This is a genomic window from Arthrobacter alpinus (assembly GCF_900105965.1).
GTDB classification, from domain to species: Bacteria; Actinomycetota; Actinomycetes; order Actinomycetales; family Micrococcaceae; genus Specibacter; species Specibacter alpinus.
This window is the reverse complement of record NZ_FNTV01000002.1, coordinates 131,916-151,552: the sequence shown is the minus strand read 5'-3', so window position 1 is coordinate 151,552 and position 19,637 is coordinate 131,916. Positions and strand designations below refer to the sequence as shown.

Genomic DNA, 19,637 nt, shown 5'->3' with positions numbered 1-19,637 from the left:
TTACTTACCTAAAGAAAAGATAGTCAGATATTCTCATATCATGGCAGGAATATTGACTGAAGCCCAAGAGAACCTAGCCGCATACGCTTGGACGCTGGCGCAGCACAGGGAAGCCCTGGCGAATCAACTGGCTGATGTAGAGCAGTACGAGCGCGAAGCTATTCGGGCGGCCGAGCCGTACGGTGTGAAGCAAAAAACCTTGGCCGCCTTGACAGGGAGAAGCCCGGGACGAGTTTCTCAAATCATCAAAGATCAATCCTCAACGCAGAGTACGACCCTTGCCGAAACACGCGAGAAGTGGCGTCAGGCTTTGGATGAGCCTCAGGATCATCTTGCCAAGCACGAAAAAGGGTTTTCGACCGCAGTTACGATTTCAACATGGAACACGAACTTCATGATCGTTCATGGTGAGGACAGTGGGGTCTTCTGAACCCCTCAAGGCCTCGCATTTCGCCCCACCGACCAACGGGCGCACTGATCCTGCTGCCCTTTGAATCACTATGCGGAGGGGAGGCAACGATGCCTACCTCGCAAAAGCGTAAAGGTGCCTCACAGAAGATTCCTGCAGGCTAGGGCCAGACAACAGATAGTTCTGCGGAAACCGTAGGATACTTGCCGGCCAAGTTGAGACTGTTATGCCAAATAGTTGCACCCCGGCCTACCTGACCGGGGTGCAACTTTTCGATTCCCATGGATTGGAAATCACGTGGCGAGATATTCCCTGTTGTCACGCCGCTTGAAAGGATCGGACCTATTTGTTATTGATATAGCTGTTGAGTCTGTACATGAACGCTGCCATAGCATCCCTGTCGATGCTATTGAGCGGCCGGAACGTCTTATCTGGCCAACCAGTGGAGATACCGGTCGAAGCAAGCCAAGTGATTTCCTTGTAGTACATGTTATTCGTGGCTACATCAGGAAATGGCGAGGTTGCTGGGGGCGTGAACGCCGGGCTCCCCGCAAGCCGATACATGAACGCTGCCATAGAGTCTCGGTTCACCGGAGAAAGCGGTCGGAAAGTTCCGTCTGGCCAACCCGTAGTTACTCCAAACGAATTGAGCCAAGTGATTTGCTTGTAGTACATGTTATTCGTGGCTACGTCAGGAAATGGCGAGGTTGCTGGAGGCGTGAACGCCGGGCTCCCCGCAAGCCGGTACATAAACGCTGCCATCGCGTCCCGATTCACTGGTGACGCCGGTCGGAAAGTTCCATCTGGCCAACCGGTAGTTACTCCAACGTTCGCCAGCCAAGAGATCTCTTTGTAGTAAAGCCTGCCGGCAGGTACGTCTGGGAAGGTCAACTCCGGGATAGCCGGAATCGTTCCGGCCGTGGAAACGTAGGTCTTGAGTTCGTCGACCGAGCCGTTGAAAACGCTGGGGAACCCAGTGCCTGCTGGGTTGGTGATGGTGGCACTATCGGCATATTGCCAGGTTTTGTAGGCAGCCCAACCCGCGGGCAATGATCCCGGAACATCTTCATGGGAAACCAGGTTCAGAGGACTGTCCTTGAATGCTTGGCTGTTTGCTGTGCATTGATTCCACCAGCTCGTGGTGGTGAAGATGGCAGGAAGCCTTCCCACTCTCAGTACCATGATGTTGGAAAAATCTGTGATCCACGAAACCATCTGCGCCGGTGTCAGCCCATAGCATGAATCTGTTTGGGTTCCCGGGTTCGCGGCAAGGTCAATGCCTGGTGGCATGGTTGACCCTTTTAGGTTCCATACCCCGCCGTTGGTTACGAAGTAGTGTGCTTGCTCGGCACCAGTTGATACATCTGGACTTGCTAGATGATAAGCACCAGTTAGTAGACCTGCAGCCTTGGAAGCGCTTTGCTGAGTGGCAAAGTGAGAGTTGGTAAAGCTGTTACCTTCTGTGGCTTTGATATAGGAGTATGTGATCCCATCAGTTTTTTGCGCGGCCCAGTTCATCTCGCTTTGCCATTCACTGACTTCTAGACCTCGCGGTCCGGCAGCAGAAGGATTCTGAGCTGAGCCAGCCCCGGGTGATTGGCTGATTGGAGTTCCCTGAATGCCCGTCCCGGAGTAGGTTCCGACATTCGTAAGCTTCCATTCGACGTTTACCGTGTATTGCGGCGCGCTATGGAAGGCGGGCGTGCTGGCTGCTGGCGTTCTGAAGCCGGTGAAGGATTGGTTCCCACCGTTTTTCAAGATGGTTTGGCCATTAGTTCCAGGCACAAGCTCCCACGACTGGAGGGGCGCGGCGATGTTGCAGCTAGCTTGATGTATTAGTTGGGCTCTTTGAGGAGAGGCCGTACCTGAAAGACATTCTTGAGAGGCACTATTGCGCAAGAGGAATGTGTTGGGTGAAATTTCGAAGAGTTGCCATTGCTGATCCAAGCCCTGTTTACAGGACACCGTTTGCCCAGTGTTCGCCTGTAGTGTCAAGCAGTTGGCTGAAGGTGCTGTTGTTTTGATTTGTACGACCGAGTGGTTACCTATACCAGGAATGCGGCGACCCTCGACAATGACTGAGTTGATCCAGCCGCTAATGTCATCAACTCGGGACGCGATGGCCCCGGTGTTCTGGGTTTCAACGTAGAGACAGCCTCCCTGCCAACTTCGGCTATTGACAGCTGCGAGTTCCGGGCCGGTGGGTGTGGCCCTTACTCCTGGCGCACCGCTATCTCCCGCGCAGAGCCCGGCTCCTTGAACGGTGGGGGTGACTTCGAGTGCTGTCGAATCGATGGTGGCGATACTAAAATCGGCGGTGTGTGACTGCGTCGGAAGCCATTCAGTACTTGTGCGTCCGTATCCGGTGAAGCTAATTTTTTCCCCTGCCGAGGGGAGAACGGACGAGACTTTTAGGGGCACAATGTTGTTGACGGGATTGGCCAGTTTGGCGAGCACGAAATCGCGCCGGTTGGGGCCATCAGGGGGCTGGATGTACGTGATGGCAATGCCAGGCTTGTCTCGATTTGCTGCATCAGATCCGAAGAGAGCTTTGGAAGCCCTCGCGGGCTTACCTGCCACTAGAGATGCAAACTTCGACGGATCCTCGGTGAAACAACTCGCTGCAGTTGCAATCCATTGACGGTCAATGAGACTTCCGGTGCAGGTGCCAAAACCAGTTTCTATTTTGACTGTGAACTGATTCGTTCCTGCAAGTGTAGCTGGGCTGTTACTGACAGCGTTCGCAGGGCTTTGAACCGCAGATCCAAGGCCGATAGCTAGGGTCAGCGTTAAAACGATTGGAACGAATTTTTTCATAAGTGAAGTTCTTCCATCGGTGAAATGATTTGGGCGAGACGATGACAGCTGAATATTTGACGGCATGTCAGGTCAGTTCACTTTGAGCTGGACGACGACTGATTCGCCGTCGGCGACTCCGACGGGCTTGACGGAGTTTTTCGGGACAGTCATCTTTGCTTCTTTCCCGTCGAGAGTTGAAGTGACGTCGACGGGCTTCTGTCCGGTTTGGACGCCGAAGGATCCCGTGATTTCCATGTTCAGCCATGCAGGTGAACCTGTTGCCTGGAAACAGACGACGTTTCCGGTTGCATCTATTGATTCGACTCGAATTAGGGAGCCATCAGGGGTGCACTCGACGTAGATCATATTTCCGTTGCCGTCTTTTAGTTTGATCCCTAGTTCCTCACCTAAACGGTCCGCTTCGGGATGAACGTAGTTTTCTACAGTGAATACTGGCCCATCCTGTGTGTTTTGCGCCAAGGATTTCGATTCCGATTTTTGCGTTGGAAAAGCCGCCGCTCCAGGCCCTGCGACTATGGCAATGACGCATAGAGACGCTGTCGTGGCAGCAACAATTGCTGCCGTACGTTTAATTTTCATGGTTCCCCCTATTAGTGCCGAAGAATCGGCATGGCGTGGCTAGATTTCGTGACGTTTTCGAGCCCATTTCTCTCCCACTGAGCCCAATGAATGCTGTTTGTTGGCCGTGGCGGAATCTGAGTATTCTCGGCAAAGCGTAGAATAACATTTTTCTTGCGTGTCGTTATCTGCATCACGCTTTGGCATGTAAAACTATGTTGGGCATGCAGAAACTCATGGCTCCGACAATCCATAGACTTGAATTTTGTCTGGGCTCAGAATTGGTATTTTTGAAGCCGTCATCAACCACACGATCTTGGGGAATCAATGGTATTCAGTATTCGGCGCGCCTTGCGTGCTTACTTGGTGGCGACGTCTGTCGTTGCTCTGCTGGTTGTTGCACTCGTTGCGGGTATGCTTTCCGGAGCTGAGCCATCCGCCGCTGTTTCTGGACCGTCTTCGAGCGATGCATCTCTGCCGCTGAGTCCGGCTGTCGACGCTGCCGGTGTTGTCAGGCTTTGGAAGTCCGGTGGCGAGACAACTCGTGAGGCTGCTAAGGCCGCATTGCAGGGTGGGCCGGAACAGATTCAGGCGTTCATCGCTGGTGGGCAGCATGACAGCCTGAACCAGGACTACCGGCTCATGACGCTGAAGCTGACTTTGTTCGGTGGAAAAACTGTCCGAACCAAAGCCCAAGAAGCCCTCGACACAAATACGGACACCTCCCTTCGCGAATTCGTCGCTACCGGTTGGAAGCAAGCATGGCTTACCGATGACCGGCTAGAAACTTATCAATTTCTCAACACCGGAACACCACAGGTCAAAAAGGCTGCACAGAAAGCCCTTAACGCGGGGACAGAAGCAGCCGTCCAGGACTTTATCCTGACCGGTCAAGAAGTCGCCAGTACCACCGACAACCGCATGAGCGCCTACCAGCTCCAAGCCTCCGGATCTCCAAGTGTTCAAACCGCTGCAGCAGCAGCACTCAATTCCAGTACCCCGAACGCGGTACAAGATTTCTTACGGTACGGTCAGTTCGTCGCAGCGTCCCACGACATCGAAACGGCCACTATTAGCCAGCTGGCCGCGCAAGCAAAGTCCGCTAGTGATCTATCCACGACACAAATGGCTCTGGCTCAAAAGTCCGCGGATCAAGCTGTTGACGCCGCTCGCATGGCTAAACAAGCAACAGCTCGCGCTGCCCAAGAAGCTGCAGCGGCCAAGGCCTCTGCAGCGAAGGCAGGCGCGGCCGCGAGCAGGGCCGCTTCCCTGGCGGATCAGGCAGCTCTAGCCGCTGATATCGCTGTCAATGCGGCCCAGGCTGCTCACGAAGCCATGTTGGCTGCAGCCAACGCTGCGGCCAACGCTGCGGCGGCTACCGCGCGGGCAAATAACGCCGCTGCCGCAGCCCAAAATTCTGCTGCCGCGGCCGCAAGTGACGCATCGCAGGCCGCTGCCGCCAAAGCTGCGGCCGTTCAGGCTCGTGACGCCGCAACCAACGCCAAGAAGGCCGTGGATGCTGTTGCCGCAGCCATAACTGCCGTCGAACAATCACTTATTGCCGCGAACTCCGCCTCTAGTGCCGGGGGCCACTCGCAGGCAGCCGCGGCTTCAGCGATGGCCGCCAGCAATGAAGCTGGTGTATCTGCCGAACAGGCAGCCCATGCCAGGGCCGCCGCAGGCCGAGCTGCCGCGGCCGCTGATCGTGCCGAACAAGCCACCCAACGAGTCATCGCCTTGGCCAACGAGACTAAGACCGTCGCTGAGGAAGCCCGAAAAGCTGCCAGTGAAGCAATAACCCATGCAAACAATGCCGCAGCGGCAGCAGATGACGCAGCTGCACACGCTGGCGTCGCCGCAACCGCTGCAGCAAAGTCCCAGCAAGCAGCCACGGCCGCAAAGTCAGCGGCCGATGCCGCGTCAGCCGCAGTCGCGCAAGCCAAGACTGTCGAAGCTACTGCTCGAAAAGTTGACGCAGCCAGACTGACCGCCGAGAAGGACTTTGGGATCAAGCGTGCCCAGGCCGCTGCTGACATCGAAGCGACCCGACTGCACGAAGAAAAAATGAGGGCCCAAGCGGCCACCACGGCAGCAGCCCAAACGGACTCCCTGGTAACCAAGTTGACGACGCCGGGTGCAGATCTTGATCAACTCATTCCCGAAGCTCGGATAGCCCTCGTAGGTTTGATGCAAGTAGGCGGTCCTTGGGTTCAAGCCGGCGCCCAGAACGCAATTACCGGTACGAACGAGCAAATCAAGGAGTACTTCACCGAAGGCCGCAGCGTTGCGGTCGAACAAGACGAATGGGACGAAGCACTCACCTACGTGGCCAGCGACAATGCAGACATCAGCTACGCGGCTGAAGAAGCTATGGAAACCAGCCCCGAAGACATCACCGAGTTCCTAACAACGGGTCACCAGGCCATTGAAAACCCGATCCAGCGTCAGGCCGCCTACAAGATTATGGTCGAGGGTGGAACCGAGGCTAAGAAAGCTGCCGAGGTGTCGCTGGCCAGTACCGACCAGGCCGCGGTCAGTATTTTCCTCGATGAAGGCTACGACGCCGCCCAGCGCCTTGATGACCGCATAACCGCCTACCAACTTCTTGCCACGGGCAGTCCTGAAGTCAAAGTTGCCGCCGAAGTAGCCCTGAACGGGCCACGTGATGATGTCCGCCGCTTCGTGCAATCAGGCAGGTACGACGCCGAAGACCGTGACTATCAAACCGCCGCCCACGTTTCAGCCGTGACCTCTATGATCGCTGGAGCTGCGAAAAACGCAGCAACAGCGCAAGCCAATGCGGCCACCGCAGCCCAAGCAGCGGCCAAGGCAAGGAACGCCGCAACCGAAGCCCAAAAGTACGCACAACAAGCCACAGGCTTCGCAAACACTGCAGCATCAGCAGGCACTGAAGCGAAGAACCACGCAGATGCAGCAACCGCCTCAGCGAACCAAGCCGCCCAATCTGCAGCGACCGCACAGCAAGCCGCAACCCAAGCCCGCAGCGACGCTAACCTCGCTCAAAACCACGCAGCCAATGCCGCCCAATCTGCAGCAATGGCAGCATCAGCAGCAGCCATTGCCAACACTGCCGCAGCCCAAGCATCCGCATCAGCAGCGCAAGCCGGCCTGGACGCCGCCGAGGCTGCAGAAGCTGCAACGGTTGCAACGCAAGCTGCCACAACACTCCAACAGGAGGAAGACCGGGCGGCCAGACTCACAAAAAAACTGATGAATCTATCCGGGATCGTTTCCAGCGAAGAACTGGATGCGGCAAATCTCGCTGGCGGGGCCGCTGCCACTCAAGAGCTCAAAGACGCTCGATCGGTCCTCGGCCAAGGGAGCATCCTCGACTTCATCATCAAAGAAGGCGGCCAACTCCTCCTAGACTTCTTCGGCGTCACCGACGTTATCAATTGCTTCACCAAAGGCGACATCGCCGCCTGCGCCATGGCCCTCATCAGTGCACTGCCCATCGGGAAAATCTTCAAAGCAGGCAAAGTCCTCGGCATGATCGGCAAGCTCGTCCCCAAAGCCCTAGAATTCGTCGCCAAAAACAAATGGGCCCGGACCGTCGTTGAGAAGTACTCAGCAACTGCTACATCATGCGTAGTCGGTGTCGCGGCGAAACTCGCCAGCTTCAATAATTCCCAAAGCCCAACACGAGCCGTGATAACAGCAGGTTACTCTGGGTCAAAGACCTTGAAGGTCAACCCGGCAAACGCACTGAGGGCCGCTGCAGGAGACAAGACTTGTCCACTTCAACCCAAGAACCCTGCGAGCTACGTCGACTCGCTGGGGAAGGCCCTCAAAGACTCCGCCGGTAAGAGAATCTACACTGTGGGCTACCTTGGACGGTGGGCAGAACAAGTCGTCGGTCTGTCGACTGCTGGGAAGCCATACCTACAAATCCCAAACAAGAATGGGATTGGATTTCATTTCCGCGTCCCTGATGGTGTCGACGCGAATAACCTAATCGACGTAAAAAATGTCAAGAAGCTATACCTGACGCGCCAACTTGAAGATTTCTTAGCGTACGCCCAAAGCAATAAAATCGACGGGAACCCAGGGAAACTCATACTTTACGTTGGTGCTCACACCGAGATCTTGGGTAAAATTCAAGAAAAAATCGACAAGGGCGTCATCGTAATTCGACGTCTCCCCGCGGATCTTGCCAATCCCGGAGATTGGGCAACCCCTGTCTTTCGGCCCGGGGTTTTCCCTTAGCCTCCTGAGAACTCTGGAAAGGATCAACACATGTCGTACGACATTTCCGTCTACACCCCGTCCCCGCTGACTCTTGATGACCTGCTGGCGTTGGTGCGCGGCACTGCCGGGCTCGACGTTGAAGGGGAACTTTCGCGTGACGCCGAATCGTTGATGGTGGTCCGTGGCGCTAAACGTGGCTATAGCTTCACAATTGATGGCCCGTTCGAGGTTGAAGCTGAGGATTTGCCGGCGGAGGTCACGGCCTCGGTACTGGGCGCTAAAGCGGTGTACCAAGTAATGGTGGAGGGTAGCGATGAGGTGTCAGTTCCCCACGCCGTGAAGTTCGCGCGGAAGCTCGCTAAAACCAGTGGCGGGGCCGTGTTCGATGAGCAGAGCGAGGACGTGTGGCCGAAATCGAAGGGCAACCGGATCGCCGCACCCTCTGGCTCAATGATTACTGACCGTGTTGACGTGATCTTCTACTTCCTCAATCAGGACAGCCCGAATGATCTACCGCAAATTTTCCTCCGCCTTGCTCGGAAGTATTTGCCCGAAGCCCTACCCCGACGATTCGGCGAATATGAACCATTGCGAGGCAATCTGGCTCGTGATGGCGACCAAGCATTCATCGACGCCGCCGACAACACCGGGTCGTCCGGCCTGTCTCTCGTCGGCAATTATCCAGTCTGTGGGGGATACTACGACAAAGATTCGGAGATGCCTGTTGGAAGACTTTCGCTCTATCTTGACAAGACCGTCTTTAGCGATCGGCAGTGGCGTGATGCGCTCCAGGCCTTCTTTATAGCATTCGCAACTGAGTCACGAAGCTTCTTCGCCAGCGCCGAAGTGCTACGTGAATTTGTATTGAGCCAACGCGGCTTTGGGAGCACGTCCGCAAGCGAACGAAGATTATTAGGTGCCATCGGAGGCACGTGGAAAGGACTGCACCCTTACCCTCACTGGTGGACGTGGTTTAGCCCCGACTACGTCCAGCTTGTCTCACCGCACCTCACCGGCCATAGGGAAATGCACGATGACAACCTTTTCCACTCGTGGTCAGAAGAACCCCTGAACCGAGACCAACTCACGGCTTTACTACCCGACCCGACCCAGCCCTGGATCCCCAGCGATCTCCAATCCATCCCGAATTCGGATGGACTACTTGACCAAGCCGCCAAAATTGTCCCTGCACGCCTAGCACCCAATCCATCACGTCACTGACTCCACACACAAGCCGGATCGCCACGAACTCATCTACCCTGCCCCGCGTCACTCATCAATAGAAGCCTTATCTCATCTCCTTCGATCTGTCCGTCTACGCCGAGGCCCTTTTGGGCTTTGACGAGTTGCTGGCGCTGGTGCGGAGCAGATCCGGGCTCGACATCGATGTCGAACACACCCGCGATTCTGACTCGTTGATGGTGGTTCGCGGTGCGCGCCGCGGGTACTGTTTCACGATTGACGGCCCCTTTGAGGTGGAGCTCGAGGACGTCCCGGAGCAGGTGACGGCATCGGTGATCGGTGCCCAGGCCGTGTACCAGGTGTTGGTGGAGGGCAGTGAGGAAACCTCGATTCCGCACGCCGTGAAGTTTGCCCGGAAACTGGCCACGTTCACCGCCGGTGTGATGCGGGATGAGCAGAGTGGGGATGTCTGGCCCAAGGCGAAAGGCAGCCGTGTCCCCCGGCCCCGCGAAGAGGCCGGGCGACGGAGTTGGTGACCGTCAACTTCTACACACTGATGAGTGAACTTCCGGCGGACTTGCCCGGCAGTTACCTTGCCTTGGCCAGAAAGTACCTGCCCTAGGCGCTCCCGGGGGCACGAACAATTCCCAACGCCCCCGAGCGGGAGTGGAAGCCCATGCTCGAGGACTACTTCGCACGGATGACCGCCAAAGCCGCCGGATCCATCATCGATGCGATGCCCGCCGAGGACCTGCTGGCCCGGCCCCGGGCCAAGATCATCGACCCGACCATGGTCGCCCAGGAGCAGGCCGAGCTCCACTACAACTACACCCAATAGGTGGGTGGACTCCCCCTCTTGATGGCCTATGACGGGGAAGAAACCATCAACTAACTCAGGGACGACCATGTCCAACCCGCCGGCGAGGACCGCGCCTGGGATGCTGCCCGGGCCAATCTGCTGGCTGAAGGATCCGGGACACCGCAGCCTGCCACCGATGAGGAAGGTGGCTCGTTCCTGGGCATCATGTCCGAATCAGAGCCCTCCGCTTAGTGACTGGTTGTGCAGAACTTGTCATCGGCTCCAGAGCAGCACGATGTGGGTGGGGCCGGCGAATCGACTGACTTCCCGGAACCCGAGTTGCGTTAGTTCTGCAGCATAATCAGCGTTCGCGTTGTTGTCCCGCTGGGGTGTTGTGACCAGCCAAATCCTGGGTGTCTGTTCGACGACTTGGTGTATTTGGTTGAAGGAGAGTTGGGGCGACCACGGAGTGGTGAGCCGGGCCGGCCCGGTTACTTCGGCCATATCCAGTGTTTTACTAAAAGCTTGAGGATAGCCGGAAATCGCGTTGCGCCCTGATTCAATGGGGTCTCCAGGGCTGGAGTCAAAGAGAATCCCGTCCCCTTCCCTGGCATTGTGGTCCACGGTCTCGGCGATGAAGGAATAGTCATCGATAACGAACTTCGCATTTGGTTGGCGTTGGGCAATATAGATCGGGACGATCAGGCCTACCAACAAGACAACCGCCGTTGCTTGCACCCACGTACGCCGGAGGGAGAAGAGCGCACACGCTAGCAAGATGGCGAACGCAGGGACGGTGGCGATCAGGTACTTTGGCGTGTAGACCGGTGAGACAGCCAGTGAATAGGCCAGCACCAGCGTCGTTGGTAACACCACGCTCGGCAAAGAAAAGATAAGTAGTCGGCGGTATTGCTTCCAGCCGCGTACGACGACGACTGCAATGAGCAGCCACGCAACAACAGCCAGGACCGTGGCGACAACGCGCACCCATTCCTGGTCAGGGGTCGTGAAACGAACCACGGTCTTGTACGGAAAATACTGCTCAACAACGGCTTGGTACATCATCCGCAAGGGCGAGGAATTGATCCAGCTGATCTGCGCACCAGCTTGATTCTTGGCCAGCAACAGCAGCGGAATGGTGGCCGCAAACACCCCTGCACTGGCAAACGAGAGCCATATTCGTGACTTCTTGGTGCGGGCGAGAAACATGCCGGAGAGCCACAGTGTGCCAACAACTAGAACGGCGTACATGTGCAGGTAGACGGCGAATGTACCCACCAGGAAGTAGAAGACGGCTGTCAGTGCGCGGGCACGATCAGACAGAACTACTGTGAGCCAGCCTAGAACCGCCGCCATGGCGGCGCACAAGGCATAGGACCGTGCTTCGATGCCCATGGTGGTCATCCGGGGCAGGATGGCGAAGAGCAGGCCGGCGACGATCCCGAAACTGGTCCGATAAAGGCGTGTCCCGGTTGCGGTGACGGCGGCGGCGCCCACGCCCACCGCGACGGCGCTCAGAAATCGCAGTGTCAACGGATTCGTTCCGACCACCGATAGCCATTCATGCATCAGCCAGTAATACAGTCCGAAGACTGCATCTATCTGCCCGACTATGGTGAATAGTTCGGATGTCGTGTGATTTGCCACGTAGGCAGTAGCGGCCTCATCGCGCCACAGTGACGGTACCCAACTGGCAGCGAAGGACACCAAGAAGCCAACAAAACCTACGTAAATAGGCGCCAGTTGAACCGATCTCAGACGGGAGAAGTGTGGCTTTCGCTGCAGGGTGTCAGGCGTGGCGATGACGTCAAATCCTCTGTACGTGAACGGGGGTGACCGGCGAGCCGTGGCCACGATTCGATCCATGCCTCTGCTGGACCTAGCGGAGCCGTACAAATTCTCTCACAAGAGGTCGCGACCTTAGAATGAAGCAAATCTACGCAGGAATCGGAAACAACATAGAGCGTATCGATTGGGTTGCCAATCGTACGCGTTCACGATGTGGTGATGGCGTCCATCGCAAATGCCATCGCGGTTAGCCTGCTTATCAATCCAGGCTTTGCTTCACACTGTAATGTCGAAGGACTCTCCCCCGGTTCTCCTTCAGGTCCGCCCAAGAGCGTAGTACCAACCGACCAGCTTTCTTCTGCTGGTCGCCAGGATTCTAGGTCATCGATCCAGAGGTTTGCCAACGAATGAATTTCAGTCTTCATCAGGCCTTCCCCCTCACGTCTCTACAAATCTGGCCCCTAGGCCGCGGTTTCCGGCATACCAGTGACCCGTTTTCTCGCTCGTTGGAGATTTCTCCAACGCTAACTGGACAAGCAAATTATTTAGCCGCTGAACCCGCCTACTTGGCAGAAGGGCGCTGGTCCTTCCTCGCCCCGGACAGGTGCCGTACAACGGTGGCTTCGCTGACGTCAATCGTGTTCGCAATGTCCCTGATAGTCCGGCCCTTGGCTCGCATATCCTGTGCTGTGGCGGACTTATCAGGTGTCATCTTCGTGGGCCTCCCTCCAACCCTCCCCCGGGCCTTGGCGGCCTTCAGGCCATCCATGGTCCGTTCGCGGAGTCTGTTGCGTTCGTACTCCGCAATGGCGGAGAAGAAATGAAACATCAACAGCCCCTGGGAGTTGGTGGTGTCCAACCACGTCTCTGTCAAGGATTGGAGGCCTACGTTCCGCTCGGCAAGAGTCTTGACTATCGCAGCCAGGTCAGCCGAGTTTCGCCCCAGCCTCGACAAGTCTTTCACGACCAGCACGTTTCCAGGTTGAAGGTGGTCCAGGCAGTCCTGCCACTGCGGACGGATCGCCGTCGCACCTGAGGCGTAGTCCGTCCAAATCCGGTAGGTGCCGGCCGCGTTGAGAGCGTCGTGTTGTAGATCAACGTTCTGCTCCGTAGTACTCACCCTGGCGTACCCAATCAACGTCGCCATCTCAGTCTCCGTTTCCAATGCGCTCATGTTTGCCAGCAAACACAGCCATCACTTTGTTCCATTTCTGACGCGCACCTGATTTAGTCTTTCCTCTGATGTGAGCAGATCGTCTCTTCCGCGAGACATTGAGTGACTTTGCGTCTTGACGATGCTGAGAAACCCTAAAGCTCACGAATACGGCCGCGAAAAGCACGGCCATCGGAACCCCAACAACCATGGCTTGGATCCATGGGTTGTCAAGGTCCGAGGCCTCTAATTTGAACATCATGATTCCCGCACTAATAGGAACGTACGCAAAAAAGATGAATGATGCCCAGTAGGTAGTAAGTATGGGTTTGGTAGAGGAAACGTAAATCTGGGTGGAACGTAAGGCCTGATCAAGCAGTTCGAGACGAAGGCTCGCTTTGGCTCTCAGATCTCCCGGGCTTTCATCGGCAAGTTTGGTTTCCTCCCACGCTTTGAGCAAGCTCAAAGCCTCCGAAGCGCGGCGATGGGCTATCGCTTCCCGATTTGTAGCTTTTCGAGCTGCAAGAAAGACTGTTACCACAACTCCGAGCAGTCCTGCTATACCGGCGAGGATTCTACCCAGCTGATCCAATTCCATTTATTCCCCCTGAAATCTTGTCAAAAACCATACCTACACGGTTTTGACTGACTTTGATTACACAATCGACTTATTAGTTTACGCAGTCAAGTTATGCATCATCGTAGCGTGATCGATTTCCTAGTGGTGCAAAAAGGGTCGTTTTCGACGATGTTCGGTGATGCTCCATGATTAGTGGATGAGAAACTGGACAACAAGCGAATGGCTAGCATTTCTGGCCATCATCGCTGCAATTATCATTGGTGTCGCTGCGATCTTGGCCACGCGGACTTGGGGTAACCGGCGGGGCAAAGTGTTGGTCGCCTACAGCTCGACGCGACTGCTTGCAGTCAAACCCGCAGCAGACGAGCTCAAAGTGACCTTCAATGACGCTCCAGTCAATAATCCCCATTTGTTGAGTCTTGTGCTGAAGAACATCGGTTCCCGCGACATAACACGGGAACAGTTCGATGGACGATCCTTGTCCATCGAACTTAATTGCCCCCTATACGGGGTCGTGCAGATCGAAAGTAGCGACGGGGGTCCAACCTACGTTGACCCAGATGAGGACGATCATGGCATGGGATTCATTCTCATTGAGCCATCACACATCCCCAAGGGCACATCGTGGGGAATCGATTGCATCGTCTCGGGCCCTGCCAACCCGAAAGTAGGTGGCCGACTCATTGAGGCCGACATCGTCATGGGAGAGACTGCCAGCAGTTCTGTCATTAAGGCCCTCGCTCTTACAGTCAGCGAAGTGGGAGAAGTGGCGGTGGCGGCAGCGGTGCCATTTTCAGGACGTCTAATCGCTGATTTCTTCAGTTCGTGGAAGAAATAGGAATACAACCGGCCTCAGCAGCACCACACACTCAAACAAACATTAAGATGCATTCACGAGGGGCTATTGGGGCGAGACCCTTACCGCCCCGCCTTCTGGAGAATCTCAACCACGATCGCTATGCGGGCCACTTCGCGGCGGTAGTCCTGGCGTTCAGCCTCCGGGGTGTCCTGTTCCCAAACTTCTGGTCAACTTCTCATCCCTGGTCGTAGGCTTTCAGCGCGCGGGCAGCCTCGTCCACGCTAAACCAGTCTGGTTCAGCCATTTCCGGCACTACTCGCGGCAATGAGTCCGCCCATTTGGCGTAGCGTCCACTTATTCAAGGCCCTGTGGTGGTCCCACTCCTCCACCCATGACATTCTGATGGCCAGCTCGTCGCGCACACTCTGCAAGTTCGACAGCTGTCCACCCTCACGGAACTGTTCCGTAATGGCGGCGCGCCGTTGTGTCCGCTGTTTGGTTGTCAACAGCTCGGGATCGATGATCCCGCCGCGTTCGTCTTTGACGTCTACGTGTGGCCTCCGGCTTGCATCCATGGTCTTGTCTTCAATGTGTTGGTGCGGTGATTTCGGTGCTTGGCCCTACTGAGCAGTAGTTTGTGTTTCTTCCTGGGTGCGTCGCCCGGGGCGCAACACACCGGCGGGGATCCCCGGCCATGCTTTACCGGCGTTGTGTTTGCGCTGTAGTCTGCGGAGCTCCTTACGTATTGAAGCCTCCAACAAGTCATTCACGGAGGCATAGCCTTCCAGAGCGCCGGCGGCTTGTAGTGCCGCCCGCACCTGGTCCGCCACTTCCACCGGCAGGGTGATGCTGAAGCTTGGTGGTGTTCGCTTAGCTCTCATCGGGCCATGGGTACAGGGAATCTAGGCGCTGAATCGAAGTCGGCTCGCCGGCTTCATTGACGAGAAGGTCTGAGTGTTCGTGGCTGCCGGCAGCCTGGGCCACAGCTGCCAGGACGAGATTGAGAATCTTGCGGTCAAGGCCAGGGAGGTAGTCTCCGAGGTTTATCTCAACGCCAACGTCTGACAGGGATGCGGCGAGCATCAGGAGTCGGCGTTCCCCTCCGGATGTTCCCCCCAGGTTTTCGGGGATCGCCTCGAAGTTGACCCACACATTCCCGGAATCCATATCCTTATCGATCCAGGGGTTCCCCGGCTTGGCGAACCGCCCGTCAAAGGATCTAATCAACAGTTCGGTTGCTGCTTCTAAGGCGTGCAGCCCTTTGGCCCAGGCGCGGAGTTCATCGTTGAGACTCAAGGTTTCGTCCTCTTTGCTAAGTGGAAAATTGGGAATGGTGAGAAATCTGGAGTTGTCCTCGCTGAGATCATCCCCAAAATCTGAGATGCGGTGGAGTATCAGCGGGGGCTCTTGTTCGTTACTCATGGCTTTAGTCCTAGTCGTTTCACATATCCGTGTCTGGGATGTACCTCGGGGCCAGCATATCCACTGGCCTCGACACTGCGGAGGGTTTAGAACGGCGGCTCAGACTGATCCGGGCCGCTCCCCCACCCTCCATTAATCGGCTCTGAAGGAATTGCCCAGGGGTCGTTGGTGGTGGCTGGCGATGATGGCGCATACCCTCCCCCGCTTTGGTTATCGGGTCCGCCGGCTTGGTAACCCTGCCCGCCGAAGGCAGGGGCAGCCGCAGCTGCAGCTGCCGGGTTTCCCTGGTTGCTGGAGCGTTGGGTGCGGTTGATTTTGGCGTTGGCGTAGCGCAGCGAGGGGCCGATTTCATCGACTTCAAGCTCCATGACGGTGCGCTTTTCACCTTCCTTGGTGTCATATGTCCGTGACTTCAACCGGCCAGAGACGATCACGCGGGTTCCCTTGGTCAGGGACTCGGCCACGTTCTCGGCGGCTTCACGCCAGATGGAAGCACGGAGGAAGAGTGTTTCCCCGTCTTTCCACTCGTTGGACTGGCGGTCGAAGGTGCGTGGTGTTGAAGCAATGGTGAAGTTGGCTACCGCGGATCCGCTTATCGCAACTGCCGTGGGTTCGGTATGCAGAACCTCCCCTATACGCTGACTACATCCAGTCGCCCTAGCGATCTCGAGCACTACCGCTTGGTAATGAATTTTCTTCAGCATTCCTGACTAATATACTATTTATTTGACAATATTTCGTTACGACCGAAGTGGGGACCACATGGTTAAGTTAGCGGTCGTTCGCCCTGCCATAACCAGGCACTCTATGTCCCCTCAAGAACTAGATGATTTTGAGCAGGAACTCTTGGACCAGTTCGCACTGGCAGCGGCGGCTTCCGGCATCAGCGACGAGTACATCTCGCAGGCGCGGTCCGTGATCTTCAGCTTCCTTCGTCATCTCGGAAACTACCTTTGGACTGCCCAACCCGGCGACGTCGACAGATTCCTGAACCAAGAGCGGAAGTCCAAAGGGCTTGCCAAGAGTACTGTGCATGGAAAAGCTGGGACCATTGCGCGGTTCTTCGAGTTCCTAATTAGCCGGTACCAAGGTGAGATCCATCAACTCACCGGACACGTGGTGACCCAACCTGTTGACGAGTTCAACCGCCCAGCCAAGGCAGATTACGGTGGCATGATCAGGGTTCCCCCTCCAGCCTCGAAGTCGAAGCATTGTTCTCCGGTTGGCGTGAGGCCTTGCCCGAATCGCGCAAGTATCTACCCGCAGCAAGGGACTACCTTGCTGCTTCGCTGTGGCGGCGGGTCGGCCTGAGGATCAGCGAAACGGTAATGCTCGATATCCGCGACTGGCGCCCTGACTTGGGCGAGCAAGGAAAACTACATGTCCGCTTCGGCAAGGGCAGCATGGGCCGAGGACCCAAGACAAGGATGGTGCCAGCTATCAACGGCGTAGATGGGTTACTGAACTGGTGGCTAAGCGACGTGCGCCATCAATTCGGGGACGACTGGGATGACCCGGATGCGCCTTTACTTCCGAGCGAACGGCGGGACCCCGAACTCGGTCGGAGCCGCAGGGCAGGAGATGATGCGTTAAGGTCCGGTTTCGCTAGGTCAGTGAGCCTGTGGCTTCCGGACTGGTCCGGGCGGCTAACCCCCCACGGGATGCGTCACTTCTGCGCCTCATCGATGTACGAACGTGGAATGGATCTGAAGGCTATCCAAGACCTTCTCGGACATGAATGGCTGTCTACGACCACCCGCTATATCCATGTCCATGACAATCATGTCGAAAACGCATGGGCAGTGGCGAACGAACGTGTCGCTCTGCGATGGGGAAACGGAAAGAGGTGAACGAATGCGTTGGAACCTGCGCATGAAAGCTGCCGAACTCGGAGTCTGGAAATCGACGGAAATGAGACGGCGGTTGGCCGAGGCCGGGCTTGAGATTAGCGCGGGGAAGATGTCGGCCCTTTGGACCGGCACTCCCACGTCGATCCGGTTGGATGATCTCGACATTATCTGCCACGTCCTGGACTGTGAACCGAATGAGCTGCTGATCAGGGAACCTGAGGCGGTGGCCGCACGCCGGCCCGCTAAGGAAAAGATCTCAATTGTTGGGGGGCAGATCATCACTCCGCGGTTGGGACGCATCCGTTCCCTTCCGCCGGCGTGAGCACTCCGCGGACATGTACTCAGTGTGGTGCACGTCCGGTAGCGACAGCGCGAGACGTGCATTGCCACCAATGCATGCCCGGCGGACCATTCGCGCCACCACCCTGTCGTAAATGCGGATCCACCGAACGATATTACTCTGGTGGGTTATGCCAGCGATGTCATCGCTTCGCACCTCAACTGGTGGACAGCTGCTTGGATTGCCTCGGCTGGGGAGTCACTCGCCACACAAGCTGGCTCTGCGCGGGATGCAGAGGATGGCGCCGAAGATTCAAAACCGTCCGCCCGTGCCTCTCCTGCCAGGAAACGAAAGCCCTAAACCCTGATGGGTTCTGCCGGCTGTGTTGGCGCACTGCAGTTGGTGCACGCCCCCACGGAACAGGACCCAGCATCATTGAAATGAATCAACACGGTCAACAGCTGTCCATCGTCGGCCTGATTTGGCGACAACGCCGGCTCAATCCCATCCAGGCTAAACCCGCATCCGCTCGTCGCAGGTATCCATTACGGCACGAGCAGCTAACTCTGGTACACGTGCCCCGCGACCTCACACGCTTGCGGATTCGTCTGAGTCCACCCGACCCGGGCTTCGCATGGCTGCTGGATCACGTCGCTCGAGACCATGCACTCAAGCATGGGTGGAGCAAGACACGTCTCAGCGTTACCTGCCAAGGTCTTGGTATTCTCGCGCGTATTCAGGACACTCCCGGCTCAAGGATCAAGGCCAGTGAAGTCAATCAACTCGATCCGATCGTGTTCAGCCGTCAGCCGATACTGGACGTTCTCGATGCGGCCGGGCTACTTGAGGATGACCGTGAACCCTCGATCATCGACTGGTTCGACCGAAAGATAGCCGACCTCCCAGAATCCATCAACAACGAGATGCGAGTCTGGTTTGAAATAATGCTCTACGGAACCTCATCAGCACCGCGGTCGCGTCCGAAGGCACATGTCACCATCAAGGTACGGGTCCGATCCGCGCTGCCCGCTGTACATGCGTGGGCCGCCGAAGGTCGAACTTCCCTGCGAGAAATCAACCGCGACGATGTCGATCGAATGATTCCCTCGCAAGGAAGCGATCGTGCTCTGGCTGGAACCTCGTTGCGGTCGCTGTTCCGCACCCTCAAGTCAAAGCGACTTGTCTTTACCAACCCCACGACCCACATCAAAACCGGCCGCCCCGAGTCCCGCATTCCTCTGCCGATCAACGAAAACGCTATGCGCGCAGCACTTGAGTCCAATAACCCAGCCCGCACCGCATTGGCCAACCTCATCGGTTACCACGCCCTGCGCAGCGAACATGTCCGTGCCTTGCTACTTACGGATATTCAAGACGGCCGGATACACCTGCCGGGACGAACAGTTTTGCTGGCTCGCCCCGTTCGCGAAAGCCTGTCCGCTTGGCTGGACCACCGTGCCATCCAATGGCCCGAAACGAGTAATCCATACTTGTTCGTCACCAAACAGAGCGCCGTTCGAGCAACCCCGGTCAGCAACGTCTGGGTCATCCATACCCTGGGTATGTCCCCCCAGGCACTCCGTGAGGACCGCATCCTGCACGAAGCCAACGCAACTCAAGATATACGCAGACTCTGTGATCTCTTTGGGCTGAGTGTGAAAGGCGCCGAGCGATACACAAACACCCTCAACCCGACATAGAGAAGGAAACTGGACCCGAGGACGGCGCAAAAGACCGATGTTCAGCTGGCTTGCGGGATAGGGGGAACGCGGTGGACGCACCACTATG

General features: G+C 56.7%; 19 protein-coding genes. 9 read left to right on the top strand and 10 right to left on the bottom strand.

The window, feature by feature from the left end; translation table 11 throughout:
* Window positions 1–40: 40 nt before the first annotated feature.
* Window positions 41–430 (top strand): hypothetical protein, encoded by a 390-nt coding sequence (locus BLV41_RS20180; protein WP_074713578.1) that lies wholly within the window; start codon window positions 41–43, stop codon window positions 428–430.
* Between the two features lie 321 nt (window positions 431–751).
* Here BLV41_RS20180 and BLV41_RS20175 read toward each other — a convergent pair whose 3' ends face one another.
* Window positions 752–3,226, bottom strand: coding sequence for a GH25 family lysozyme (locus BLV41_RS20175; RefSeq protein ID WP_074713577.1), 2,475 nt, complete (start codon window positions 3,224–3,226; stop codon window positions 752–754).
* 72 nt (window positions 3,227–3,298) lie between these two features.
* Window positions 3,299–3,808 (bottom strand): hypothetical protein, encoded by a 510-nt coding sequence (locus BLV41_RS21815; RefSeq protein WP_139244515.1) that lies wholly within the window; start codon window positions 3,806–3,808, stop codon window positions 3,299–3,301.
* A 306-nt stretch (window positions 3,809–4,114) separates the two neighbouring features.
* Between BLV41_RS21815 and BLV41_RS22205 the strand changes: the two genes are divergently transcribed.
* The 4 genes from BLV41_RS22205 (at window position 4,115) to BLV41_RS22200 (ending at window position 10,016) form a co-directional block, all read left to right on the top strand.
* Window positions 4,115–8,014, top strand: coding sequence for a putative toxin (locus BLV41_RS22205; RefSeq protein ID WP_074713575.1), 3,900 nt, complete (start codon window positions 4,115–4,117; stop codon window positions 8,012–8,014).
* Window positions 8,015–8,044: 30 nt separating this feature from the next.
* A complete protein-coding gene (locus BLV41_RS20160) occupies window positions 8,045–9,217 on the top strand; it encodes a hypothetical protein (RefSeq protein WP_074713574.1) in 1,173 nt (390 codons plus the stop codon).
* A 110-nt stretch (window positions 9,218–9,327) separates the two neighbouring features.
* The gene (locus BLV41_RS20155; RefSeq protein WP_074713573.1) at window positions 9,328–9,714 is read left to right on the top strand and encodes a hypothetical protein; all 387 of its coding nucleotides are present in this window, start codon (window positions 9,328–9,330) and stop codon (window positions 9,712–9,714) included.
* A 140-nt stretch (window positions 9,715–9,854) separates the two neighbouring features.
* On the top strand, window positions 9,855–10,016 hold the full coding sequence (locus BLV41_RS22200; RefSeq protein WP_170835540.1) for a hypothetical protein: 162 nt from the start codon (window positions 9,855–9,857) through the stop codon (window positions 10,014–10,016).
* Window positions 10,017–10,250: 234 nt separating this feature from the next.
* Here the strand turns inward: BLV41_RS22200 and BLV41_RS20150 are convergent, their stop codons facing one another.
* From BLV41_RS20150 to BLV41_RS20140, 3 genes are all read right to left on the bottom strand, one after another.
* A complete protein-coding gene (locus tag BLV41_RS20150) occupies window positions 10,251–11,843 on the bottom strand; it encodes a glycosyltransferase family 39 protein (protein ID WP_139244514.1) in 1,593 nt (530 codons plus the stop codon).
* A gap of 484 nt (window positions 11,844–12,327) precedes the next feature.
* Window positions 12,328–12,939 carry a recombinase family protein gene (locus tag BLV41_RS20145; RefSeq protein ID WP_244517052.1) on the bottom strand — a complete coding sequence of 204 codons (612 nt, stop codon included), beginning with the start codon at window positions 12,937–12,939 and terminating at the stop codon, window positions 12,328–12,330.
* Window positions 12,914–13,516, bottom strand: coding sequence for a hypothetical protein (locus tag BLV41_RS20140; RefSeq protein ID WP_074713571.1), 603 nt, complete (start codon window positions 13,514–13,516; stop codon window positions 12,914–12,916). Before BLV41_RS20140 ends, BLV41_RS20145 begins: the two co-directional genes overlap by 26 nt.
* Before the next feature lie 178 nt (window positions 13,517–13,694).
* Between BLV41_RS20140 and BLV41_RS20135 the strand changes: the two genes are divergently transcribed.
* On the top strand, window positions 13,695–14,336 hold the full coding sequence (locus BLV41_RS20135; protein ID WP_074713570.1) for a hypothetical protein: 642 nt from the start codon (window positions 13,695–13,697) through the stop codon (window positions 14,334–14,336).
* 257 nt (window positions 14,337–14,593) lie between these two features.
* Here BLV41_RS20135 and BLV41_RS20130 read toward each other — a convergent pair whose 3' ends face one another.
* From BLV41_RS20130 to BLV41_RS22685, 5 genes are all read right to left on the bottom strand, one after another.
* On the bottom strand, window positions 14,594–14,872 hold the full coding sequence (locus BLV41_RS20130; protein ID WP_074713569.1) for a hypothetical protein: 279 nt from the start codon (window positions 14,870–14,872) through the stop codon (window positions 14,594–14,596).
* Between the two features lie 45 nt (window positions 14,873–14,917).
* Window positions 14,918–15,178: a ParB family protein gene (locus BLV41_RS20125; protein ID WP_074713568.1), complete on the bottom strand. Its 261-nt coding sequence runs from the start codon at window positions 15,176–15,178 to the stop codon at window positions 14,918–14,920.
* Window positions 15,168–15,719 carry a hypothetical protein gene (locus BLV41_RS20120; protein ID WP_244517051.1) on the bottom strand — a complete coding sequence of 184 codons (552 nt, stop codon included), beginning with the start codon at window positions 15,717–15,719 and terminating at the stop codon, window positions 15,168–15,170. The genes BLV41_RS20125 and BLV41_RS20120 overlap by 11 nt, the downstream gene beginning before the upstream one ends.
* An 86-nt stretch (window positions 15,720–15,805) precedes the next feature.
* Entirely contained in the window at window positions 15,806–16,423 is a 618-nt protein-coding gene (locus BLV41_RS20115; RefSeq protein WP_083361019.1) for a single-stranded DNA-binding protein, read from the bottom strand.
* 118 nt (window positions 16,424–16,541) lie between these two features.
* On the bottom strand, window positions 16,542–16,754 hold the full coding sequence (locus BLV41_RS22685) for a hypothetical protein (protein WP_244517050.1): 213 nt from the start codon (window positions 16,752–16,754) through the stop codon (window positions 16,542–16,544).
* Window positions 16,755–16,930: 176 nt separating this feature from the next.
* On the opposite strand from BLV41_RS22685, the gene BLV41_RS22680 reads away from it, so the two are divergent.
* The 3 genes from BLV41_RS22680 to BLV41_RS21475 all read left to right on the top strand — a co-directional run bounded on the left by BLV41_RS22680 (window position 16,931) and on the right by BLV41_RS21475 (window position 19,549).
* Window positions 16,931–17,569, top strand: coding sequence for a tyrosine-type recombinase/integrase (locus BLV41_RS22680; protein WP_342028224.1), 639 nt, complete (start codon window positions 16,931–16,933; stop codon window positions 17,567–17,569).
* Window positions 17,487–17,891 (top strand): helix-turn-helix domain-containing protein, encoded by a 405-nt coding sequence (locus tag BLV41_RS20105; protein ID WP_342028223.1) that lies wholly within the window; start codon window positions 17,487–17,489, stop codon window positions 17,889–17,891. The genes BLV41_RS22680 and BLV41_RS20105 overlap by 83 nt, the downstream gene beginning before the upstream one ends.
* Before the next feature lie 398 nt (window positions 17,892–18,289).
* Window positions 18,290–19,549, top strand: a complete 1,260-nt coding sequence (locus tag BLV41_RS21475) for a site-specific integrase (protein WP_139244513.1) — start codon at window positions 18,290–18,292, stop codon at window positions 19,547–19,549.
* Window positions 19,550–19,637 lie beyond the last annotated feature (88 nt).